The organism is Halorientalis brevis, assembly GCF_023077655.1.
Map to the genome: position 1 here is coordinate 855,753 of NZ_JALLGV010000001.1, position 23,520 is coordinate 879,272.

Annotated in this window: 23 protein-coding genes; 3 read left to right on the plus strand and 20 right to left on the minus strand. The window is 61.6% G+C overall.

All coding sequences use genetic code 11. From position 1 onward, the window contains the following. Window positions 1-27 precede the first annotated feature (27 nt). A complete protein-coding gene (locus MU553_RS04400) occupies window positions 28-777 on the plus strand; it encodes a helix-turn-helix domain-containing protein (RefSeq protein ID WP_247376051.1) in 750 nt (249 codons plus the stop codon). 3 nt (window positions 778-780) lie between these two features. On the opposite strand, the gene MU553_RS04405 is transcribed toward MU553_RS04400, so the two are convergent. From MU553_RS04405 to MU553_RS04450, 10 genes are all read right to left on the minus strand, one after another. Continuing rightward, window positions 781-1,146 carry a rhodanese-like domain-containing protein gene (locus tag MU553_RS04405; RefSeq protein WP_247376053.1) on the minus strand — a complete coding sequence of 122 codons (366 nt, stop codon included), beginning with the start codon at window positions 1,144-1,146 and terminating at the stop codon, window positions 781-783. Between the two features lie 19 nt (window positions 1,147-1,165). Next, window positions 1,166-2,263 (minus strand): nitrous oxide reductase accessory protein NosL, encoded by a 1,098-nt coding sequence (locus tag MU553_RS04410; protein WP_247376056.1) that lies wholly within the window; start codon window positions 2,261-2,263, stop codon window positions 1,166-1,168. A gap of 111 nt (window positions 2,264-2,374) precedes the next feature. Then, window positions 2,375-3,487 (minus strand): PAS domain-containing sensor histidine kinase, encoded by a 1,113-nt coding sequence (locus MU553_RS04415; protein ID WP_247376059.1) that lies wholly within the window; start codon window positions 3,485-3,487, stop codon window positions 2,375-2,377. A gap of 10 nt (window positions 3,488-3,497) precedes the next feature. Next, complete coding sequence (locus tag MU553_RS04420) at window positions 3,498-5,666, minus strand: hybrid sensor histidine kinase/response regulator (RefSeq protein WP_247376060.1); 2,169 nt, start codon at window positions 5,664-5,666, stop codon at window positions 3,498-3,500. 706 nt (window positions 5,667-6,372) lie between these two features. Further along, the gene (locus MU553_RS04425; RefSeq protein ID WP_247376062.1) at window positions 6,373-6,750 is read right to left on the minus strand and encodes a response regulator; all 378 of its coding nucleotides are present in this window, start codon (window positions 6,748-6,750) and stop codon (window positions 6,373-6,375) included. A 129-nt stretch (window positions 6,751-6,879) separates the two neighbouring features. Beyond that, entirely contained in the window at window positions 6,880-7,467 is a 588-nt protein-coding gene (locus MU553_RS04430; protein WP_247376064.1) for a DUF7978 family protein, read from the minus strand. 253 nt (window positions 7,468-7,720) lie between these two features. Further along, window positions 7,721-9,061 carry an RNA-guided endonuclease InsQ/TnpB family protein gene (locus MU553_RS04435; protein WP_247376067.1) on the minus strand — a complete coding sequence of 447 codons (1,341 nt, stop codon included), beginning with the start codon at window positions 9,059-9,061 and terminating at the stop codon, window positions 7,721-7,723. Window positions 9,062-9,488: 427 nt separating this feature from the next. Beyond that, window positions 9,489-9,896, minus strand: a complete 408-nt coding sequence (locus MU553_RS04440) for an SWIM zinc finger family protein (protein ID WP_247376070.1) — start codon at window positions 9,894-9,896, stop codon at window positions 9,489-9,491. 92 nt (window positions 9,897-9,988) lie between these two features. Further along, complete coding sequence (locus MU553_RS04445; RefSeq protein ID WP_247376071.1) at window positions 9,989-10,153, minus strand: hypothetical protein; 165 nt, start codon at window positions 10,151-10,153, stop codon at window positions 9,989-9,991. Beyond that, window positions 10,150-11,091, minus strand: a complete 942-nt coding sequence (locus tag MU553_RS04450) for a transcription initiation factor IIB (protein ID WP_247376074.1) — start codon at window positions 11,089-11,091, stop codon at window positions 10,150-10,152. Before MU553_RS04450 ends, MU553_RS04445 begins: the two co-directional genes overlap by 4 nt. A gap of 171 nt (window positions 11,092-11,262) precedes the next feature. Between MU553_RS04450 and MU553_RS04455 the strand changes: the two genes are divergently transcribed. Further along, window positions 11,263-11,574 carry a toxin-antitoxin system TumE family protein gene (locus MU553_RS04455; RefSeq protein ID WP_247376076.1) on the plus strand — a complete coding sequence of 104 codons (312 nt, stop codon included), beginning with the start codon at window positions 11,263-11,265 and terminating at the stop codon, window positions 11,572-11,574. Next, entirely contained in the window at window positions 11,558-11,980 is a 423-nt protein-coding gene (locus MU553_RS04460) for an HVO_A0114 family putative DNA-binding protein (RefSeq protein ID WP_247376079.1), read from the plus strand. The genes MU553_RS04455 and MU553_RS04460 overlap by 17 nt, the downstream gene beginning before the upstream one ends. A 101-nt stretch (window positions 11,981-12,081) precedes the next feature. Here the strand turns inward: MU553_RS04460 and MU553_RS04465 are convergent, their stop codons facing one another. From MU553_RS04465 to MU553_RS04510, 10 genes are all read right to left on the minus strand, one after another. Further along, entirely contained in the window at window positions 12,082-13,017 is a 936-nt protein-coding gene (locus MU553_RS04465; RefSeq protein ID WP_247376082.1) for an ArdC-like ssDNA-binding domain-containing protein, read from the minus strand. Window positions 13,018-13,199: 182 nt separating this feature from the next. After that, window positions 13,200-14,567 (minus strand): GIY-YIG nuclease family protein, encoded by a 1,368-nt coding sequence (locus MU553_RS04470; protein WP_247376084.1) that lies wholly within the window; start codon window positions 14,565-14,567, stop codon window positions 13,200-13,202. A gap of 104 nt (window positions 14,568-14,671) precedes the next feature. Continuing rightward, window positions 14,672-15,556 (minus strand): hypothetical protein, encoded by an 885-nt coding sequence (locus MU553_RS04475; RefSeq protein ID WP_247376087.1) that lies wholly within the window; start codon window positions 15,554-15,556, stop codon window positions 14,672-14,674. A 183-nt stretch (window positions 15,557-15,739) separates the two neighbouring features. Next, window positions 15,740-17,878, minus strand: a complete 2,139-nt coding sequence (locus MU553_RS04480) for an NERD domain-containing protein (RefSeq protein WP_247376090.1) — start codon at window positions 17,876-17,878, stop codon at window positions 15,740-15,742. A gap of 161 nt (window positions 17,879-18,039) precedes the next feature. Then, window positions 18,040-18,798 carry a PD-(D/E)XK nuclease family protein gene (locus MU553_RS04485; RefSeq protein ID WP_247376093.1) on the minus strand — a complete coding sequence of 253 codons (759 nt, stop codon included), beginning with the start codon at window positions 18,796-18,798 and terminating at the stop codon, window positions 18,040-18,042. After that, entirely contained in the window at window positions 18,795-19,013 is a 219-nt protein-coding gene (locus tag MU553_RS04490; protein ID WP_247376095.1) for a hypothetical protein, read from the minus strand. Before MU553_RS04490 ends, MU553_RS04485 begins: the two co-directional genes overlap by 4 nt. A gap of 376 nt (window positions 19,014-19,389) precedes the next feature. Next, on the minus strand, window positions 19,390-20,046 hold the full coding sequence (locus MU553_RS04495; RefSeq protein WP_247376097.1) for a DUF6735 family protein: 657 nt from the start codon (window positions 20,044-20,046) through the stop codon (window positions 19,390-19,392). 177 nt (window positions 20,047-20,223) lie between these two features. Beyond that, a complete protein-coding gene (locus MU553_RS04500) occupies window positions 20,224-21,156 on the minus strand; it encodes a hypothetical protein (RefSeq protein WP_247376098.1) in 933 nt (310 codons plus the stop codon). Then, complete coding sequence (locus tag MU553_RS04505; RefSeq protein WP_345893350.1) at window positions 21,153-21,926, minus strand: DUF8168 family protein; 774 nt, start codon at window positions 21,924-21,926, stop codon at window positions 21,153-21,155. The genes MU553_RS04500 and MU553_RS04505 overlap by 4 nt, the downstream gene beginning before the upstream one ends. 34 nt (window positions 21,927-21,960) lie before the next feature. Then, complete coding sequence (locus tag MU553_RS04510; RefSeq protein WP_247376103.1) at window positions 21,961-22,833, minus strand: hypothetical protein; 873 nt, start codon at window positions 22,831-22,833, stop codon at window positions 21,961-21,963. Between the last annotated feature and the right edge of the window lie 687 nt (window positions 22,834-23,520).

Here is a 23,520-nt window from a genome sequence, read left to right on the forward strand (position 1 = left end):
CCTTCATATCTGATTGGCAGTAGCCAAATGACTGCGTCACCCAGTTTCGCGGACGAGATGCGCGAGTTCGAGTTCGTCGTGGAGTTCGAGCACGGCGTCGACGACCTGATGGACGTCTTCCAGCAGTACGACAGTCTCTCAGTCTGGTCGTCGGCCGTCTTCACGACCGAGCAGACGATGTGGCGCCTCGACCACGCGAAGGGGACGAGCGAGGCGCTCGACGCGTTCGACGCCGTGTTTCTGGACGAGACCCGGTGTAACGAGTGTCTGGACGTGCCGAGTTGCGACACGGCGCGGTCGTATCACGTTCTGGATCGGCGGGCCACGGCGCGGACGATCTACACGCTCCGGCACGAGGTCAGCCGCTGTCACTCGATCCCGTATTTCGTGCTGGACCACGTGCGCGAAGGCGTCCTGTTCGAGTCGCGGCGGACCGGCACCGAGTACCGCTGGCGCGTCCTCTATCCCGGGACGCAGCCGATCGGGGAACTGTTCGACACCATCGAAACGCACCTCCGCGACGGCGTCTCGCTGTCGATCTCGCACCTCACCAGTGCCGGCAACTGGCAGGCCACGGCGAGCATCAACGCCGACCTCTCGCCGGCACACTGGACGACACTGGAGGCTGCCGTTGCGCACGGCTACTACGAGCGGCCGCGAGCGGTGTCGGTGTCCGATCTGGCGACGATTCTCGACGAGCCGCGCTCGACGGTGCAGTATCGGCTCCGCACGGCCGAGGACTGCATCGTCTCGCAGTTCGTCGAATCGGCGCTTTGAACCCTACAGAAGCCGCCAGAGCAGCGATCGGAGCTTGTAGCCGAGCGTGTCGTGCTGGTAGCCGTGCCAGCCGCCCATACCGCCTTTGAGCGTCGTTGCGTCGTAGCCTTCGTCGTCGAGGATCTTCGTCGCCCGCTTGGCGACGACGCCCTGCTTGCAGACAGTCACGACCTCCCGATCGTCGGGAATCTCGTCGAGTCGGTCCCGGAGGGCGGCCTCGTCGCCTGACCGGAGGTCACCGTACACGGGGACGTTGGTACTGCCCTCGATACGACGGTCGTCGTAGCTCTTCCGGGGTCGAATGTCGAGCAGAAACGGCCCGTCGTCGCCGAGCCGCGCCGCCAGTTCGTCGGGACGGATCGTACTCATCAGGTCCCTCTTCGAGACCCTACAGGAACTTCTTGCGATACTGCGTCGCGACGTCGCGCGTGAACGCCTGGTAGCGGATCACGTCGTCGCTCGAGAGGTCGTCGTACTGGTCGACGTACGCCTGGGCGTCGGCCTCGCTCGCGTAGGGGAGCGGGTTGCCCATCATCGCCATCGGCCCTTTGCTCCGGTCGGCGTTCGTCTCCAACACGTAGTAGGCGGTCGTCCCGTCGATCTGTGCTTTCGATTTCACGCAGTGTGCCCAGACGCCCACGATGCTGTCCTGCGTCTGTCCCGACGAGAAGTGGCCGGGGTCGGCGCTGTAGGCCGCCAGACAGCCCGGCGAGCAGAAATGGGCCCGCTCGCCGTCCTCGTGGGAGAGCTGGGCGTTCCAGTCCGGGAACTTCGCGGGCATCATGTTACAGACGGCGCACTCCTCGTCGTCCGGCACGGAGACCGGTTCGACGATCGCCGTCTCGTCGGTGTCGGGGAGGAAAGACGGTCGGAAGCGTCGCGCCAGCGCCACGTCGAACGCCGACAGCGGGACGGCGTCGTTGCTCGTGAGCGAGTCGTACTGGTCGACGTAGCTCTGGACGTCCGCGGCGTCCGCGAACGGCACCGGGTTCTTCCCCATCGGCGCCTCGATGTGGGCTTCAGTTTCCTCCAGGACGTACTGGGCCGTCGTCGCGTCGGTGTACTCTTTCGAGGTGTAGTCGCGGACCCAGGCGTGGGCCACGTCGTCCTGCGAGTGGGCCTCGTCGAAGTGGGACGGCACCGCGTGGTACGCCGTTAGACACCCCGGCGAGCAGAAGTGCTTGCGGTCGCCGTTCTCGTGGGTCAACTGGGCGTTCCACTCCGGGAACTTCGCGGCGTACATGTTGCACACCGCACAGCGCGCCTCCTCGGGGACCGGCTCGACGGGCGACGCGAGGTCCTGTTGCCCCGCCGTCGTCGGTGCGTCTGTCGCCGTTCCAGCGTCCGTCTCGGCGGGACTGGTCGCGGTGCCGTCACCGCTCTCGGAACAGCCAGCGAGCGCCAGGGCAGTCACGCTGGCACCGCTCGCCAGGAGCGCCCGTCGCGTCAGCGGCCGTCCGGTGTCGTCGTCCGCGTGTCGGGTCATACCAGAACCTGACGCACCGCCGAGACAAATAACGCCTGGCACGATTCTCGAAAGCAGGAAGCCAGTGCGACCGACTGGATCGGCGCAGGCACAGGGGGAGATCGGCCGGACTCAGCGTGGGTTCGATTCGGACGGGGAGACGGCGCTCGGGACGCGAAGCGTGACGATCGACCCCCGCGGCGCGTTGGCGTCGAACCCCAGCGTCCCGCCGAGGGCCGTGACGATCCAGTGACTCACGTAGAGGCCGAGGCCGCTCAGGTGTTCGACCTGCGAGCGGTCGCGCTCGCCGGTGAGAATCTCATATTCGGCGGGCGGAATCCCCGGCCCGTCGTCGGCGACCCGCACGTCGACGTACCGGCCGTCGAGGCTCTCGACCGCCGTGATCTCCACGGACGGCTCCGGCCTGTCGTTGTGGGCGACGGCGTTCTCGACGACGTTCTCCAGGGCGATTCCGAGCGCTGCCGACCCCGTCACCCAGACCGGCTCGGACGGCTCGGTGGTGAACGAACAGTCCGGATAGGCGTCCTGGAGGTCCGAGACCACGTCCGCGACCAGTCGCGTCACGTCGATGGGTCGACGTGCAGTGTCGGTCGCGATCACCTCTTCGACGCGACGGATCTGCTCACAGGTGTCACGGAACTCCGCGGCCGCCGTCACGGCCTGCTCGGCCTGTGCCCGCGTCTCCTCGTCGACCGAGTCGGCCAGCATCGACGCCATCCCCGTGACGACGTTCAACTGATTGCGACTGTCGTGTCGGAGGACGCGCGAGACGACCGCCAGTCGCTCCCGCTGGTGGTGCTCCGTGGTCCTGTCGACGAGGTACACGACGGTGTGGTCGGCACCGGCTCCCCGATCGAAGCGGTAGAACTCCCGCTGCCCGAACCGGGTGTCCAGCGTGACTGAGGTCGGGTCACCGTCTAGCGTGCTCGCCTGGTCGACCACGCTGGGCCCGGCGTCGGCGTCCTCGTCGGCCGGCGCGAGCACGTCCTCGATCGGCTGGGCGGGCAGTTCGTCGGCAGTGTAGCCGAACAGCTCCTCGAAGGCTGGATTGACCGCGTCGACGGTCGGCTCGGGACCGGCCGACTGCACGACGATCGGGATCGGTGCGTGCTCGAACACCGCTGCGTCCGGCTCACGCGGCGGGCCGCGGTCGTCGCTTCCGCGGTCGGGGTCGCGCTGCTCGGAGCGGTCCGGATGGCGTCGTTCGTTGGAGTGGCCCGTCATGGTTCGGTGCTCACGGGCGATCGACGTCCCGGAACTCGAAGCGCGCGCCGCCGTCGCTCCCGTCAGTGATCGAGACCGTCCAGTCGTGGGCGTCGGCGATCTGGGTGACGATCGCCAGCCCGAATCCGGTGCCGTCTTTCGAGGTCGTGAACCCGGATTTGAGGACGGCGTCGCGCTTGTCCGGCGGGATCCCCGGACCGGTGTCCTCGACGTAGAACCCGTCGGGGAGGGTGCCGACGCGAACGGTCGCGTCCGCACCGCCGTGTTCCCTGGCGTTCCGGAAGAGATTCTCGAACAGCTGGACGACGCGGCCGTCGTCCATCATGAGTTGGTCGTCGTCGACGACGTCCAGTTGCATTCGGGCCGTGTCGACGTGTGCCCACGCGGTCACGGCGACGTCTTCCAGCGACGCGGGCGCGGGATCGAGCACGGTCTTGCCCTGTTCGGCCAGCGCGAGGAGTTCCTCGATCAGTTCCTCCATGCGATCGACGGCGGTCTGGATCTCGTCGAGCGCCGCACACGGATCGTCCGCCTGTCGGGCGACGTCCAGATACCCCTCCATGACGCTCAGCGGGTTCCGGAGGTCGTGGGCGACCGTCCGCCCGAACGTTTCGAGGCGGTCGTTCTGCCGTTTGAGCTCGCGTTTCTGTCGTTTGCGCTCGGTGACGTCGTGATTGATCGCGACGAAGTGGGCGATCTCACCGTCTTCCGTGATGGGCGAGATCGTCTGCTCGATGACGAGTTCGTCCCCGTTCTTGCGCTCGTCGACGATCTCGCCCTTCCAGACCTCGCCGTCGAGGATCGTCGCCCAGAGGTCCTGGTAGAACTCCTGATCGTGTTCGCCGGACTTGAGCAGCTCCGGCGTCTCGCCGAGGGCTTCCTCGCGATCGTAGCCGGTGATCTCCTCGAAAGCGGGATTGACGTATTCGATGGTCCCGTCCGTGTCCGTGACGACGACAGCGTGTCCTGCCTGCTCGACGGCCTCGCGGAACATCTGGAGCGCCTGTTCGCGCTCCTTGCGCTCGGTGATGTCCTGGATCGTGCCGACGTGTAACTCCTCGCCGTCGACGGTGATGTTCGTCGTAACCGTGTCGACGGGGAACGTCTCGTCCGTGTCGAGTCGTTGATGGATGGATTCAGCGCGGCGCGTCTCGCCGACGTCGAACGAGTCCCAGTACGCCGCGAAGCGGTCGGCGTCGAGATCCGGATTCACGTCCACGATGGGGCGGCCCATCAGCTCCTCGATGGTCGTGCCAAGCATGTCGGCGTAGGCCTCGTTGGCGTACTGAACTGTTCCGTCCTCGTCGTAGGCGGCGATCCCCGTGCCGACCTGGTCGAACGCCTGCGCGAAGAACTCGAGTTCCCGCTCGTGGGCCTTCTGTTCAGTGATGTCCCGGTTGATGGCGACGAAGCCCGTGATCGCCCCCTCGCTGGTGATCGGCGAGATCGTCTGGTCGATGACGTAGCGCTCGCCGGTCTTGCGTTCGTTGACGACCTCGCCCTCCCAGACCTCGCCGTCGAGGATCGTGCCCCAGAGCTCCTGGTAGAACGCCCGGTCGTGTTCGCCGGACTTGAGCAGCGCCGGCGTCTCGCCCACCAACTCCTCGCTCGTGTAGCCGGAGATGGCTTCCATCGACGGGTTGACGTACGTGATCGTCCCGTCGGTGTCCGTGACGAGCATCGCGTGGCCCGCGTCCTCGATGGCTGCGTACAGGTCCCGGAGTTTCTGCTGTTGGCGCGAGATCGTCACGCAGCTGTCGATCCGGGTCGCGAGCAGCTCGTAGCGCGTCTCCCCGGTGTCCTTTTCGAGGTAGTCGTCGGCGCCGAGCTGGATCGCCCTGCTCGCGACGCGTTCGGACCCCTGGCCGGCGAACATGATGAACGGCAGGTTCGGGAACCGCTCGTCGACCTCCTGGAGGAGCTCCAGCCCGTCCATGCCGGGCATCGCGTAGTCACTGACGACGCAGCTGATCTGGGGCGCCGTTTCGAGGCGATCGAGCGCGTCCTCGGCGCTCGACTCGGTGGCGACGTCGTAGCCGTGTTCCGCCTCGAGATACTCCCCGACGACCGAGCCGAACCGGTCGTCGTCGTCGACGAGGAGGACGGACGGCGCCGCGTTCTCCAGCCCGTCTCCCGACGGTTGCCACGACTGTGACAGCTGTGAGAACGACGACGTCATCGGCACACCTCCTGTTTAGAATCCGTGATTTCTGAGAACGGCGAACATGACATGTGAGCAATCATTTGGAGCCACCACACAGACGACCGCGGCGAGTCGCGGGTTGGTCCCGGCGCAGTCGCACAGTTCGCTGCAGACGACCGAACGCACTCGACAGGCGGCCGCCGAGCGATCGCTGCCGCGACGACTCGGGACGGGTGAGCGAGCGTCTTCTTACGAGGCTGTCACTATTGATAGCATAAGTATCACCTTCATTTACAAGCTCACTAGCATGTTCGACCATCTTATCAGAAGAGTGGCCATAAGGATAATAAACTACGAACGGGATTCCCAGAGTTTGAGAATGGTTGGTGTAAAACGTCCAACCATACCAAAGAGGATTAAATCCGACTGCAGTGTGAGAGCCGGCCGATGTCGAACTGTCCTGTCGAAACAGCAGCGGCTGTTTTCACATGTTGAGAACGTCCACCACGCATTCACCCCACCTTATCGAACACGGATTTGTCACGGGGCGCGTGCAGGGCTTGTGTCTGTTCGGGATTGCCGCTGTCCCGTGATCCAGGGTCCATCACGAAGCTCCCTTCCCCCCACGTGGATCCTTTTTCACCACAAAGACACGCCCAGTCTGCGGTCTGCTGGTTCGCGTACCGGTCAGTGCAGGAGCTGACAGAGACAGCTAGTATCCGTGAGCAAACCCACTACCGCTTTAGACGGCGGTTCGGTCACCCTGGGCTGAGGGCTGCAGCAGCGAGTCCAGCGTTCCGAGGAGCGCGTCTCGCCGGAACGGTTTCTCCAGGAACGCGTCGACGCCGTGGTCCGAGAGGTCGATCCGCGGTTCGATGCCGGAGATGACCACGAGCGCGGGATCGAACTGCGACTCGGCGATCTGCGACAGCAGGTCGTGTCGCTGTGTTCCCGGGGTCCGCCAGTCAGTCACGATCGCATCCGTCGCCTGATCCAGCGACGCCAGGAGTCCGTCACCGGTGTCGACGTGCTCGACCGCGTAGGTGTCGCCCAACCACGTCGTGTAGATCTCGCCCAGTTTGGGATTGTCCTCACAGAGGATAACCGTTCGCTCAGCCATCATTTTGGAGTGTGAACCATTCCCAAGTAAAACTTACTAATGTTTTACTATACTAATATGTAGAGATTTGGAGCCGTCAGTTCGGCTCTCGAAAATACTGATCGCCGGACGCCGCGTCGCGAAGGGGAGTCATCGACCTGCTGACGACGCCTGTCCGCGGCCTTCGAGGACGGCACCGGAGACGCCCCCGGCGGCGGCACACAGCGCTGGATAGACGATGCCAGCGAGGAAGACGCCGGCCAGCCGATCGGGCGCGCCGGTCGCGCTGCCGACGCTCACCGCGAAGAGGAACACCCCGGCGATCGAGAGCGCCAGATACCCCGGCAGGGCCGTCGCGCCCACGAGCGCGCCGCGGGTCGTGTCCGCCGTTCCGTCGGCGCGTGCGAGGGCCAGCCCCGCAGCGAACAGCAGCGCGATCGGGAGTCCGTAGAGGAGCGCCGTGAACCCGCCCTCGCCGCCGACGTAGGATACCGACCCGCCACCGACGAAGGGGATGTCCTGGAACACGGTGCTCACGAAGTGGGCGTTATAGAACACCCAGCCGACCATCTCGTAGGTCGCCGGCGCCCCGTCGAACGCCTCGATGATGCGGTTGAGTGAAGAGTTGCGGAGATCCGGCGCCACGAGCACGTACGTGAGGAGATAGCCGAGCACCCAGGCGGCGGCCCCCGTTGCTGCACCGCGAACGACCGGCAGCGTGTCACGTTGTATAGACATAGTCGAGTGACTCCTCATCCGGGCGTCTATTGAAAGCCCCCGTCGGTGAAGCCGATTTTCACCAGATTACGCCAGATTTTGGCCGTCGAACGGATTTCGAGCCCCCGAGACGAGGGTATCAGCGGGGAAATTGGCGTTCTAGGGAGTCACTAAGTCGGTACTGAGTTCGGCGCGCACACATACCGGTCGGTTCGTCTTTTGAAAAGGGAGATCCGTTCACGACGAATCGACATCCACCCGAGATGGGCATCCGCTACCAGCCGTCACCGCTGGCTGTAGCGGCATCTTGCGGGTTCATGCGCTGTTCGTTGGGATTTTCCGGGGCGTCTCTGGCCGAACGCCGTTGAGCGGAGTCCGTCGAACCCGCGCTCGCGGGTTCGTGTGGACGCCACTCGTGATTGTCCCACTTGAACCGCATGGGCCGTGCCGTCGGCCCTGCTATCGAGTTCTCGGTCGCTTGAGTCAGGAGGTTCCGTGATGCAGCGAGGTCAGCGTGGCCATCGAAGCCGCAGGCACACGTGAGCGTCCGCTGATGACGCGTCGTCGTTTCAATCCGGCCACAGTCGGGACACGACTGTGACGTCCCCGCTTCGGAGTGGACGACCACCTCCATGCCGTACTCTTCACAGACAGCTTGCAACTGGTTGGTGAACTTCCGGTACGTCCAGAAGTTGTGAACCATCTCGTTCACCTCGGCAGTCCATTTAGCCTCGAAGCCACCGGAGAGGTCGCCAACGATCACCGTAGCAACCCCCTGCTGATGTAATCTGGAAACGAGATCACGAACGAGTGCCTTGACAGCGTGATCCCGCCGTCGGGTTCGCTTCCGATACAGTCGTCGAATACGCCGGCTCGTCGGCTGGTCGTCCGGTAGTTTGGCTCGCAGGTCGGCGATGTGTTCGGTCGTCTCGCGAAACCGCTCGAACAACGGTTTGCCGTTGTATCGGTACTGCTGTCCGCCGCTGGTCGTACAGGCGACGAGCGTGTTGACACCGAGGTCCAGGGCAGCCGTCTGGTGGGCTAGTGGTGAATCCTGTCGGTCGTCGGGGACCGTCACAGGCTGTGATGCCCTGAACGTCTCGGAGAGTTCGTCGTATTCGATCACCAATCGGCCGGGGTCGCCTTCCCAGTGTGGCTCGCCACGGACTTCGAGTGACAGCCGCTCGTAGTACCCCAGTCCGTACTCGTCTTTGAGGTCTTGACCGATTCTGATCTCCAGCCGGGAGCGGTCTCCCCACTGGATGTCGTAGGCATCGTTTCGCACGTACGTGCGCAGCTCACGGCCGTCGTCCTCGTTCCCCCAGTATCCCGGCGGGGACGGACTCTCGTCGGGATTCTCACAGAGCGCGAAGAACGACTTCCAGGCTTCGCTATTCCGTCGGATGACCGTCTGGGCGGATGCACCACCGAGGACGCCGACGTACCTGTCGTAGAACTTCTCGGTCTCCCAGATGTTCTCGTCGTCGAAGAACCGTTGGCGACGGGCGTAATTCACTTCGTTCCAAAGACTCGCCGACGCGTCGAGCATCCGGCGGAGTATCTCCGCGTCGCGATCAGTCCGTGGGACGACCTCGAAGGTATTCGTGCGAATCATCTCTTGGAGGTGCCGACCGTCGCAGGACTGGATGGTGCCGTCTTCACTGATAAGGATCAGCCGCTAACTCCCGACACATTCGATTTCATCCATTTACTGGAGTTCTACTGACAGCCGGCGCCCATTGACGGCTGATATAAATCCCCATCTGAATCCAGTGGGGGCTAACTGGCGGTTGGCTCCGAACTCAACGCTAATACCCCGAGCACGCAGGTGAACCTCCAACGGGAGACGAATAAGGAGGTCCTCTGTTGTGCCGGTGCGCTGCCGGCCATCAGCGAGTGTAACGACTGTGCAGTATAAGTCAGAGATAGGTCGTGGCTGCCGGCCGCTTGCGGCCGGGAGCGGAGGGTGGGGACGTGGGGTGGGTTGGTGGCTCGGTGAAGCGAAAAAGGGGTGGAGCAGCGCTTCGCCGGCCAGCCGCCGTCTACTCCGGCATCGCCTTTCGGCCGGTGCGGACGCACTCCCAGCAGGGGAACTCGCCCGGCAGCTCCCCACAGTCACAGTCGATCTCCGGGCCGGCATTTTCGGATCCATCGCTCGCCTGGCCACCGTCAGCCGCCACCGGGGTCGTCCGGGCTGCGTCCAGCACTGGGCTACGGATCGCCACCGCCACCCGATGCTTGCAGGCGCCGTCGAATCGCTCGTCAGCCGGACAGGTGCAGGCCGTCGGCAGGCCGTCCTGGACAGTCACCGTGTACTCGTGGTCTGCAGGGTCCGCGTGACTGCAGTTGCGCACGCGGACACCGTCGTCGATCACTGCGAACTCGAAGGCTTCGTACTGGGCACGCTTTGCGACGCGGGTCGGGAAGTCGAGTCGGTCCAGTGGATGCATACGTAGATCGAGCGCCCGCGCGTGAGCGCTCGCCCATCAGCGCGCAACAAAACGACCTGCGAGAGCGACTCGAAAGGAAGGACGGCCCGCCCCTACCGCGAGTCCCCACGAGGAATCTCGTACCGGGCGATACTCCGACGGTCACAGCACGGACAGACGTCGACGGCCGGCTCGACGGTCACGCCACAGACCCGACACTCGTGGACGACCGTGAGCGACCGGCGTGGGAGGAACGGGAGCAGCCGCGAGCGGATCATCGCGAGCACGCCACCTCGGACCTCCGCAACGCGTCGCGGTGTGCCCGCACCGTCACGGGCGTGACGGCAGCGGCGTCCGCGAGATCGGCCTGTCGCACGTCCACCTCCTGCTCTGCTGCCGCGACTTCCAGACACGCCGCCGCGAACCCCGCCGGGTGTGCACCGATACTGAGCGTGGCCTGGTGTGCTCGTTCCGCGAGTGTCCGGGCGAATCGCTCCGTTTCCACGGGAAGGTCGACCGCCGACGCCAGAGCCGGAATGAACGCTCGGGGACGGCGCGGCGGCACAGGCAGGTCCAATTCTCGGTTGCAGACGGTGTAGGCGTTCGCCACGCGACTGCGTGAACACCGTGCCACCGGGGCGACGTCGTCGAGCGTCATCGGTCGCTCCGTGACCCGGCAGGTCGCGTACACGCAGGCCGCCGCCACCGACTCGATCGCGCGCCCCGGCAGGAGCCCCTCGGTCTGGGCCGTCCGGAAGAGGGTACATGCTTGTTCGCGTGCGTCGCGCGCAAGGCCGAGTGCTGCAGTGATGCGTCTGATCTCCGTACAGCCGTGGCCGAGGTTGCGTTCGGCCTTCGAACCCCATTTCCCGCGGCTGTGTTCCCGCCGGAGTCGCGCTAGCTGGCGGCGCTTCGACTGCGAGAGTGTGTTGCCGTTCGCGTCCGTCCCCGCGCCGATCTCCGTCGACAGCCCGCGGTCGTGCCGCGTTGCTGTGAGAGGCGCGCCAGTGCGTTCTCGCTGGGCCTCGTCCTCCGGGAACGTGCGTGGTCCCCTGTGGTCGAAGCGATACTCGTCGAGGATCAAGCCACACTCAGTGCAGGTCGTCTCCCCGGCCTCCGTTCGGAGGGTGCCATCGCACTCGGGGCAGTCGTCCGTCGGCGGCCGTTTGTCGGTCTGTTCGTCGAAGCCATGGGCGTAGACGTCGCTCGATGCCATGTCGAATCAGCGCGAGGCCGAGGATGGCCCCGCACCCCTTCGGGGGGCATATAATGATGAATATCGAGAGAGGGTCTCTGCGGGAGAGCGTGGGATCGCTGCATCACAAACTCCGCGTTGGTGTTGGAGTTCGCAACAACGCTTATGACGTTGTGGCCGATACCAACACCCATGGGCGGGGATGATGAGGCACAGCAGGTCATCAACGTCACGAAGGACTTTGGCGATCACTACGCCGAGATCAGTGCCTTTCGCGTCCCCACATCTGACCGCTATCCCGAGGGCATCAAGTACTCGATGCAGTACGGGAACGCAGCAGGAGAGACCATCATCCGCTACGATAACTTTCCCGACCATCCAGATGCAGCCCACCATCACAAACACCGGGCTGATGGCAGCGTCGAGGACGTCGACTTCGACGGATTGCAGGCCCTCTTCCAGCGGTTCAAATCCGAGGTGATCGAGCATGGACACGACTGGTGATACTGACGACACGGCTGATCGCACGCTGCACGTTCGCTTCCGTGAGGGAGACGACGAGAAACTGGAAGAAACGCTCGCTGCGCTGGATCGCGGGGAGACGCCGGAGCCACATCTCGAGGTGGTCTACCACGATCCAGCCGATGTCCATCGCGTCACACGACCGAAGTCACTGGAGTTACTGCGAGCGATCGTCCAACATAAACCGGCGAGCATCCGGGAGACGGCACGGCTCGTCGACAGGGATGTCAGTCAGGTCCATCGTAACCTGACCGAACTCGAGGAGTTACATCTGATCAACCTCGTCGACGACGGGCACGCGAAACGACCAGATGTCTGGTACACGGCCATCGATATCGATCTGCCACTCGTCACTCCGGTGGTCGATTCCGACGAAGCAACGGCATGACGTCCCGCCTCGCTGTTCACTGACATTCGAGGAGAAAGGCTAGGGATGTCGTAGCATCGGTGAGGGAAATCACCGCAGAAGCGCAGGTGGCAGGAGAACCCTCACCAAGCCACCGTGTTTTCGACCGTGTCGATAATTGATGCAGCCGTCGTGCTGATCCGCCCGAGTCGCTCCGCGATCGTGTCCGTGTCGTCACCTGCCCACGTCGCAAGGTAGAACGCCGAGTTGCTCGTGTCCAGCCCGAAGTATCGCCCGACGACGTACGCGACGGCCTCCGCCTCAACCTCTCGCTTGGCCCGTTCGGTGTCGTCGTCGACGCCGACGTGCAACAGTGCATGGGCGTACTCGTGGACGAGCGTTCGTGCAAGGTCGGCCCGGTTCGACCGGTCGACGGCTTCGACGCGTGGCCGATCAGCACTCGGTGACTGTTTGCAGATGCCCCGGGCGTCACCGTGGGTCCATCGACTCGGTGGGATGATCCGGGCTTCGATATCGAAGGTGTCGGCCGTCGACCGGAGTGCCGGGACGAGGTCCTCACCCTCACCCTGTGCCGCCGTGTCGAGGTCCGGCAGCGGCTCACCCTCAGTCTGGGAGATGTCGAACACCGGCGCGGGTTTGAAGCCGACCAGGCCTTCCGACCACTCCTCTGGCGGCGTCTCGTCGTACTCGCAGTCGCTCTCCTCATGGTACGACAGCGAGTTCTCGCACTCCGGGCAGCGCGTCGTGATGATCGGTGCCCAGATCCAGATGGCCGACTCGCCCTCTGTGACGTGCCTGTCGAACTCTTCTTGCCACGTTCGGTAGCCAGCAACCTTCGTCGCTTCCGGACACTGCTCTTTGATCAGTAGCGTATTCCGGTGGGAGTAGTCGTGGAACCGACTCTGAACGTCGAGCCATTCCTGGAACTCCGCGCTGGCCACTGCCTCGTCGGTGAGTTGCGTGAGATCCTCGATCCAGTCGGTGATCGTACTGCGCATCTCGTCGTCGCGCGTCTCCCGGTCGCCGAAGGAGACGTGCGTGCTATCGCTCTGTGACATTGGGTTCACACGGGCCACTGCAGTGTGCCCCGCACCCCTGTCGGGGCAGAAAAAACGCCGTTCGGCCCAGTAGCCAACGCAGTCTCTGCGAGCAGTGGTGGTTACTCACCGGACGGTCACTGCGAAGGGATTCGGTGACGCACGAGAAGCAGTGAGTGCTGGGTACGAACCGACTGGTGGGGTTACTCTGAGAGTGGCGTGAACTCGCGAGCGTCGCGCTTGACCGGGGCGTCGTCGGGGACGCCCTCGTGGTTGAGGAGGTCCTCCGGATAGGCAGCGTTGGCCAGGCCGATGAGCAGCGGTTCCGCCTCCGCCAAGTAGGCGTCGTACCCGTAAGGACCGGGGTACGCCGCAGGATCCCAGGCCCGAATCCAGAGATAGACGTCGTCTGATAGGGTCCGCGTCCCCTGCTCGAAGAGGGCGTTCGCCCAGGCGCGTTTCTTCTGGCTCTCACCGAACACCGTGTTCGTGAGTTCGCCCACGTGCCAGTAATCGCCATCGCCCCAGCGGGCAAAGCTCCGGGTCGCGTTCCGGTCCTTGGCGATCTCGGTGAAGTTCGCACTCAACTCGTTTTTCTTCCCGTACGCTTCCGCCTTCCCGATGTACCGTGGGATAATGTCGGTCGACTTTGATGGCGTGCCGTCTTCGGCGATCTGATACATGACGTACAACAGCCCGTCCGGGCTCTCTGATCGGACGCCGGTCTCGTGGACGCACGTCCGTCCCTCCTGGCGAATGCGTTCGTCGATCGCCGCACTGCGTTTGAGCCGATCATTTTCTGTGAGCTGGACCTGCCCATCGTCGGTCGTCGCGAACAGTGGGATCGGATCAGTCGGTGTGTCCTGGATATCCTGCAGGATCGTCTGCTCGACCCACGCGTGCCAGAGTTCGGCCTTCGTCCGATCGTCAGCCGGTGGCTCGCCAGTGTGTGGGAGCGTCGTCGGGTCGTACTCGTCGGCCCCGGTGAGCCAGTCCGGACCAACTTTCCCGATCTCGTGGATCACGCGATTCGGTACGAACTCGCGGTTGGCGAACACCCGCTCGAACCGTGGCATCGAGTGAACCAGGCCGACGAGTTTCGCCTCCAGTTCCTGCCGGTAGGTCGGATAGCCGTACGGCCCCTGATCGAGCGTGTCGACGTCACAGATCCAGGCGTACAGCGGCCCCGCAGCCTGCTCGGAGACGCTGGCCATGTGATCGTATTTCGACCAGCTGCCCCACGAGCCGTCGTCTGCCCACTCGTCGACCGGCAGCGCGTCCCGGATTTTCTTGAAATGCTGGTGGAGGCGGGACGTGATGCTGTTCGTCTCCCCGATGTAGACGGGCGTGATATCGCCGGCGTCGGTCGCTGGCTCGTCCAGCAGATAGAGGAGGTACAGATACGCCCCGTCGCCACGGCCGTAGCGATAGCTGTCGAACGCGTCGGTCGTGTCGCGCTCCGTCCCGCCCGCATCGATCATCGGAACTGGATCCGGCGTTCCAGACGCCTGGACATCGGCGAGGAGCGTCTGCGCGATCCAGTCGTCCCACAGCTCGGCTTTCCTAGCCATCAGTTATTACTGAGTATAAATTCCCACTGGGAACAAATTTCGGTTAAATTACGGTCAACAGAGGAGAAATGAGAGGATGTAGCTCCGAAAAGCAAGCGGATTACTCAATTCTCATCATCCTCCTCAGACGCCTGAAACCGAGGGTCAATTGCTGGGTCACGGTTCTGAGATCGAGCCATCTTTTTCGCATTTCCGACCGCAGAGTCTTGCTCCTCTTCCTGTACCGTGAATTCCTTATCTCCGATCATTTCTGCAGCAATTTCGTGAAGGTTCTCAGACGATGAGGAAGCCCAATTTCGGTACGACCGCTGACTACTAGACAGGCGAGTATCAGAGGAGGAACGACCGTCCCTTGCTGAAGGCCACGCAGTTCCTTTCTCAATGAAGTCCGTTTGTTTCGTGATCTGTACTTGTATTTGATCATCCTTCCGATAATAATGGTCCCTCACCCGGCGAAACTCGAACATTTTCCCGACCTCAAGATATGGATGAGACACCCCGTTCTCCACAATAAACACGACTTTCTCGGATCCATCTTCGGTCGTGAGTGATCCTTTGACATCCGGACCCGTAGATGACTTCATAACCCAAGAAACGTTATTGACAACGGCCTCAACCGAAACATACTCACCAGTTCCGCTCAGTTCGGAGAGGGTGCGTCGGGGGAGTGTATCTTCAGAACTAGACTGGCTTGACGTAGAATGGTGGGTTTCTTTGGATTCATGGGATGACGAGTCCTCACTCGCCGGTTCGTAATCGATCGGAGTGAACATCAGATAATTTGGATCATCTCCCCCACTGATCGTGTATCTCGAGACTTCTCCCTTAATTTGAATCGGACTATTTGACGCTGGAATCTCATTATCTCCTAAAAATAGACAGACGACATTGTCATCCACAGCTGGCTCTTTGAGCTGCCAGTTATCATCCGTGTAGCTGACGGTAACTGTCCCAACCTTCCCCTGCTCTGTGATCCAGGGACTCGACATATTATATTATTACCAAATCAGCAATTAATCATTTTGCAAAAGTGCATTCTGTATGCGGTTAATACAAATTCAGAGTTAGATGATGTCGGTTGAATTCACAGGCGGTTCGAGTGACCCAGACATACCAGCTATGCAGCATGGTCGCCATCTATACCACTACTAAAAGATTGCAACAAGGCCATCTCACTCGAACTGCTCTAACGTGGTGGCCATCGAGTCGTCCGACGCGATCTCCTTTTCCAGATCGTGTGGGTTCGGCGCCGGGAACTCGACGACCGGGTCGGGTTGATTGACGCTCTCGATGAGCGAGGAGAGTTCATCGAACAGCGGCAGATCGGCCCCGGTGCCGGTGATCTCACACCAGGCACGTGATCGGGTGACGCCGACGAACGCGGCGTTGCGTGCCTGGACGCGTGAGTCACGCCAGTCTGCACGTGCGATCCGTTCGGCGTTCACCAGATAGACGGAGGCCGCTTCGTTCCCCTTGGCCCGTCTGATTCGGGAGATCGTCACTTTCCCGTCCTCTTTGAACACGCTTCGGTCACCGTTCCAGACGAGGTTGGCATCGATCCCGTCCGCGGCGAGCTGGTCTGCGATGAACTCGCCTGCTGACCGCCCGGTGTCGTAGCCACCGAACGGAATGACCATGACTTCCTCCGGCGCCAGGCCCTGCCGCTCGATGTCACCTTTGATGCGTTCGGCGACGTACTCGAGCTCGGCCTCTTTCCCCTCGAAGGACATGAACCCCAGGAAGGGGGCGGCCTCCGGTTCATCCTGCAGTGGGTGTGGTGAGTACTCCGGCGGGCGCGTGATCCGAACGGGATCGCCAGGCGTCCTGAAATCACCGTCGAGCACCTCGTAGCCGATGTCTTCCCAGCCCTTCTGGGTGGTAATCGCCTGAACGGGGCCATCCGCACTCTTCAGCCCCATTCCCAGCACGTGGGCAACCATCAGCACCTCCCGAGGCGTGCGGTAGGACTTGCGCATGATGCGGCTTTTCTGGATCCCACCCTGGTACGTGCCGCGCAGGTCGACGCGGGGGTCACCGTTCTCATCAGTCCCGAAGACGTTCTTCGGGCTGGGTGCCTGCAGGCTCGTCAGATTTTGTGCCTCGTCGTAGGCCCAGATGAGCCGCTTTGGCTCTGTGAGGGCGGCGTAACACATCTGGTAGAACGCCGGCTGCATGTCCTGGGCCTCGTCGATCAGGATCGCATCGAACTCCTGCTGGATATTCCCGTCTTCGAGGACTTCCTCACAGCAGGCCGCGAACACGTCGTCACGATCGCCAAACGCCGCCTTGGCCTCGTCGTAGGTTTTGGGCGTGAGTCCCGCCTGTTGGGCGATTTTATAATAAATGCCGTGTTCGCGTTTGCCGCCCCAGCCGTGGAGCACTTCAAGCCGCCCCCAGTCGGGATCGTCACCGCCGAAATCGGCATAGAACCGCCGCACGTGTGACCGGATCGTCTCGTAGAGACTCCGCGTGTAGAAGGTCACGGCGATCGTCCAGTCCGGGTGCTTTGCGTGCATCGCCGCGGCTTTCCGTGCGATCAGCACCGTCTTGCCCGACCCGGCGATGCCACGGATCTGCTGTGGACCATCGGGGATTTCGAGGCCGATCCGCTCCTGTTTCTCATCGAGCGTCTGGAGACCCTTTTCGATCTGCTCGTAGTGAGCGGCTTTCGTCGCTGCATCCGCGAGGATGGGGCCGCGCTCCCCGCTGATGGCCTGGCCACCGCTGAGAACCGCCCGTGCACTGAGATACTCGTCGACGCTCAGCTCCGTCTCCCCCAGGACATCCGCCAGGCGCTCACGCAGTGATTGGGGCGTCAGATCGTCCTGGCAGAGCACCCGTGGACTGGAGGGCAGGTCAGCAAACCCGTGGGCTTCCCACTCGTCACGCGTAATATTTGGTAGGGCGACGATCGGGGTCAGGACGACCGAACACTGGCCCTGGTCGTCCATCAGCTCGGTTTCGCGCATCATCTGCGAGCGCACGCGAAAGCCCTGATCACGTGCCTGGGAGTACGGAGCTGCTCGGTCCTGTCCCATGTTCTGGAGGATCCACGTCGCGCCTTCGATCCGATCGAGATGCTCGATCCGATAGCCCTTGCACTCGATGACGATCAGGCCGTAGTCTTTGTGGAGGAGGAGAAAATCCGCTTCGCGATCGAGATCCTCGTTGTGTTCGTCGATGATTGGAAACCGATAGTAGGCGACGCCGACGTCAGCCGGCCCAAAACAGCGTTTGAGACGGTCCCAGACGTCCCGCTCTGCGTCGGTTCCCGAGTTAGAGTCGTCAAACTCCGACGCGATAAACTCCATACCGGAGCCGTAAACAAGGCTACATGATATGTCTTATCGATCGACAATCAGTTTCGATACGCGGTTGTTATCTGGCAGTCTGGATATTCCTCTCAGACTGATACAAATTCCAATCACGCAAATGGTACTGCAAGCCGCAGATCGGATGCGTGAATAGTGAATCAGGGCTCTGTTTGCGAAGCAGAGCAGACTTCCGAATATTCGCAGGATCGGCATTTCGCTGGTTTCATCGTTGGTTTCGGGTCACGCTCGTTTCGCCAGTAGCCAAGTGCCCACTCCAGATCGTCGATGAAATCAGCCGTCGCGTACTCCGAGAGATGCAGACCGGCTTCGGGCTCAGCGTGCAATTCGGTGTACCCCAGATCCCACGCGTCGTATTCGCGAATCACCTCCCGTTGCAGATTCTTCGCAGCTATCGGATCAAGCGACTGCTCATGGCGAAGAATCGCAATGGTCAGGGAATCCGTCTCTAACCCTAAACTGTCCAGAATATACCCGTAGAGCCATGCCTGAACGCGCTGGTCTTTAAACAGGTAATCAAGACGGGAGGTCGTTTTGTGCTCGACCACGAGCTGCGGGCGTTGGTCCTCAAACAGCACGGCATCGGGGGACCCACCGAGGAGGAACTCGTCCACTTCACCGAGGAACGGACTTTCGAGGACGACCTGTCGTTCGCCACGTTCCAGGGCCGCCCAGAACTCGTCCTCGTCGCTCGGTTCAGCATCGTCGGCTACCGTCTCGTGTATCTCTGATCCACGGGCTGTGGCTAGCGTCTCGATATCACCGACTTCCCGTTCGAGGGCGACCTTCTTCTCACAGAAGAACTGGCGCGCAATTGTGCTCGGGGCAAGGGGAAGCCGCTCGGACTCCTGCAGGGCAGTGAATAACTTCTCGTACCTGGCACGGACGTCCTCGATCATCGTACTTCCACCTGTTCGTTGCACTTCGGACAGTGATAGTACTCGATCGTCACGCCATGCATTCCTTCTTCGTAATGAGCACCCATCTTGGCAGCGAGTTGTTCGGCGAGTTGGCCGTCAGTCATCGTCTCAGGATCCGGCTCGAAGATGCGACGCTCGTTGCCTTGGTACTCCATTCCTGTGCCACACTCCGGACAGGGTTGTGTTCGTGGCATCATACATACCAAAGAAGGGATGTAATAAAAATATTCTGTACGTTTGTATACTTTACTCAGTGATTCACCCACATTGTTCACCATCAAGCACATCTTTCAACCAATTCCAGTACTGGTCGCATTCACCACTCACGTGAGTGGCAGTCTCACGTCTTGGTGTGAGCTTGGAGTTGTCCGCCAGACGAGGACTGCGTTACCTCTTGGTGAACCTGGCTAGCACCAGTTGCTAATGCTTTCTGCGGCCTGACTCAGCGAGTGCGAAGGAGACAGCTAGGAACAGGTGACAAAGATAGCTCAATAAGAAAACGTGCGGCCACGCTTGCACGTTGCAGATCTCGAAGAAAGTGTACGAGACGGCAGGTCCGTGAGTGAGAAATTACAATTGCCAAGAGGAATTCCTGCTGCCACACGGTGTCCGAATGATGAGCTCGTTACGGGAAGCAACCGTCTCCACCAGCTTTGCCTGCATGTACTCGAGCGCGTGCTCAGGTGAGAACACATCGCGATCGATCAGGTCACCACAGATGTCTTTCAGTGCCTGAAACTCCCCGCGTGCGTAGCCGTCACCGACGGGTTCGCCGTCGGACCACCGCACAGTCCGGAGCGCCCCATTGCCGACCGTTGGCGACTCAGTGATCGTCTCGCAGTCGTACTGCAACCCGAACCAGTGGGTTCTGTACGCTGTCACCTGAAAGTCGGGATCGACGACGTAGAACGCCTCGTGGTGCAGGAAATCTAGGTACTCGGTGAGGATCTCCTCTTTGGTGATAGCGATCGCCAACGGGTCGTGATCGACCTGTCCGGCGAGCATGTCCGCCGCAGTGACGTGTGTCGACGCCGTCTCCTCGTCATAGGCTTCGACGAGGGCATCGAACAGAATGCGTGGAGTATCATCGCCTGGCTCGTCACCACCGAAGGGTGTCACCGGGGTGATGGCGTGTTTCAGTCTGAGGTCCGCTGCTCCCCAGTGGCTGTAGTGGAGGTTGTAGAGACTATCCGGTCGTTCGTACGCAATGAGTGCTCGATGTCCCATTGGAGTCACGCGGGGACGGTGTGTCGCCCCGCACCCCGTCGGGGGCAACAAACCAACACCATGGTCGAGATAGTGTGAGATCCGCCTGCCACGGACACACCTGCTTCGAAGTTAAATCTTGACACAATACGATTTCTTTATTCAAGGTCCAGTGAGTTTATCTCGGACGATCCACTGTCATTCGTGGGGTGACATACGAGTGTCCCTAGTCCTCTTTCGTTCTTGAGATAGTGCAGCGATCGGCTTAACGCGAATCTCTCCGAAGCCGTATCGGGAATGGGAACCGATTCGCTGGAGGCCGTTTTTCGCCGTCTCCACTGGACGGTCACCGGTGTACTTCACGACCTGCCCGTGGTCAACCGTCTGGAGGCGGTACACCTCGCACTGTTCCAGCACCTTCTCTTCTCGTTCCCGGAGATCCTCACGATCTTCGGCCCACCACCACGGCACCGGCACGTCGTCGGCGTTCGGGTAGTCCGACCCCAACACGAACGGCGTCACTAACTCGATAAGCCATGCTTCACTGCCCTCCAATCGGGAGTAATCCAGCGCATCGAGGGAAACCATCTGTGTGTCCTGCAGCGCGACTTCACCGTAGCCGTAGTTGCGCTTCCCGCCGAACTGGAGACCATCAAGCACCTCCTCACCCAGTGGTAGCGTATCGGGGTCATCGGCGTACAGGTAGCTGTGAATGTGCCACTCCGTCGTCTGATATTGCTTTCGCTGGTCTGGCCGGCGACCCATAATCGTCTCGTGGGCCAGCGTTGGATGGCCAGCCTGAACCCGCAGATCGTGCGTGTTCAGCGCAGCCCGAGCCCGACTATCGAGGAGCCACGGGTGGACGGCCTCCCGCTGGAGAAACAGATCGTCATAGGCCTCCACGTCCGGCAGCCCGCTCCCGAGGTACGGACGAACACCACTCTGTGTGTGTTCGTCAGGAAACGTGCCAAACTGGCCAGGAACGAACACGCCATGACTTGCTGACAGTTCTCTGTGTGTCTCCGGCGGAAGTTGTTGTCCAAGGGCGTGGAGGATAGCGTTACCCGAGACGTAGTACGGATGGCCAATGTAGTCCATCCGGAGCTTCCACAAAACTTGCTGAATCTTCATAGTGATACTGCAGTTTCGTCAGCTAGATCAGTTGGCCCGTAGTCCCAGTGCTCGAAGTCCTCGATGTACTGGAGTGCTGTACTCCACGACTGGATCCGTCGGAGGTTCGCATCGAGCGCCATGTCCCACTTCTCGCTGTCCGTGTCGAGTGGGTGGGCTGTCAGTCGCGTCCACACCGATGCCCACGACCGCCACGGACGACTGCCAAGCCGGGCGCTGGGCATTCCATCGGCCTTGCCATCGATACGGAACGCAAAGCGTTCACCGTCGAAGATAGTGCGGAACGGGACGACCGTACCCGCCGAGTCGACGATGAGCCGAAGGTCAGTGAACTCATGTCCAGCCTGGTAGTTGTCGAGCAAGGCCGCAACGAGCAACGTGTGGTACTTCAGGCTCGTGTACGGGTGATACACCGACTCGTTGAACGCCGCTGCCACGTCGGACCCCAGCCATCGCTCGTGGGCGATCTCGGCATTCGCAACAGCGATCAGGTCGTGGACCTCGCTCTGGATGGTCGCCCGTGAGAACTCCCCGGGGTCGTAGGCAGTCTCGCCAGTGAGCAGTGACAGTCGGTAGTGATTGTCGTGTGTCGGAACGGTCCGCTCTTGCGTCTGTTGAGCCCGCGAGAGCGCCGCTGCATCGCCGTCTGCCCCCTTGGGAACCGGCTGGTTCACGGCTACGCCAGCGAACTCCTCGCGAGCGTTATCATGGCTCTCGCCGGTGAACTTGTGCGCGTCGTGACGGAATGCCGCCAGCATATCATCAACCATTATTTATTGTCATTTGACTACTCGATTCTCGATCTTACCCCTCAACACGGTCTTCGAGGGCTGATTCGAACTCGGAGAGGTGTTTGTCCTCCCACGTCTGGTCTTTCTCCTCCATCGTCTGCGTCTTCCCCCGTCCCCGGTCGAACACTCGGGCGAGTTCCCGCTCCTCGTAGAGGGGATTCACGAGGGCACACTCGACGATCCCGGCACCGAAGTTCCTGGCCCCACCTAACTGGTGCATGAAGTCCGTGCAGTTCTCGTTGAGGTACCTGATTGCTGCATCGAGGAGTCCGAGGAACTCGGGTTTCAGCTCGCGGAAGGAGAGGTGCCAGGCCCCGTCCAGGTTGGCCACGGCATCGACCTCAACGTTCCGGAGCGGTTCCCGATTGTCCGCTTCGTTCCGCGACACGACGTTGCGATTCAGCCGCCGGTAATGGCCCTCCGCCTGGCCGCGGGTGTAGTCGACGCTCGACCGGACGGGCGAGAACTGGATCGGCCGCCGCATCACCTTCCCTGGAACGCCGCCGAAGCCGCCGAAGAGGTCGAACACTAGACAGCCGTCGTCGGCTGTCGGGTCCTCCACGCAGTCACCCTTCGGGTGGTACCCGGCGTCCAGGTCGCGTTCGTAGACGTCGTCCTTTCGGAAGTTGGCGTTCGACTCGCCGGGGTGGCAGGCCGTCCCGCCGTGTTGCTGAACGACACGTTCCATGCCGTGGCGGAGCCAGCCCGACAGGGAGAACGACGGGATGATGCCGCCGATCTGATTCTGGGGGTCGTCGGGGTCGTAGTTGCCACTGCTCGCGTGGTGGCGGTCCGTGATGATCGAGTCGCCGATGACCAGCAGGTCGGTCTGGATGCGTACGTACACGTCCGGGCCGACAGAGTCCAGCAGGGCCGCATCGGCCATGCTACGGTTCACCCCCTTCGACCATGGGACTGTACGCGACCGGCTCAACCTCGTGGCGACAGCCTGCACAGAAGGTGCGGTCGCTGGTGGCGAGTGGATATCCTTCGAAGAGTTGTTCCATTATCAACATTTTATTTCTTTATTGGTCAATCCTCACGATCCACCGACTGGAAGTGCTGATAGATTCCATCGAGTCTGCGGGACTCTGTACGTCGCCCCGCACCCTTCAGGGGCGACAGAAAAACCGTGCTGTGCAGTCCGGTGTCTTACCCTACAACCGAGTGCGTAGTGGCGAAGTCGGCAGTTCCAGCTTTGGTTATCAGATAATTGTCATAATTCGACTGCTGAATACAGGGCGCGTATCTCGAAGGATTCTTTCCCACCGGTTTGGCGAAAAAGGTTCAAATCTATATTCCGAGTCCAGTGTATAAAAGAGGATTTTACCGCCCACTCAGGTGCCGTCGGTTTGAGCGTCTTAGATAGCGTCAGATACTTTTATCAAATACTCTTACCATTCTCAGATAATGAGTGGATCTACGGGTCGTGTAATTGGGAAATTGGGCTCTGGTGAATCGCTGGACAGCGTCGGCTTCGACCGTCAGAACTAGGAGTAAGAAGCGGGAAACCGCCGATGTCCATGTCGAAGATCTCCCGCTTCACGAGCAAAGTCGTTCAGTTAGCTAAAAA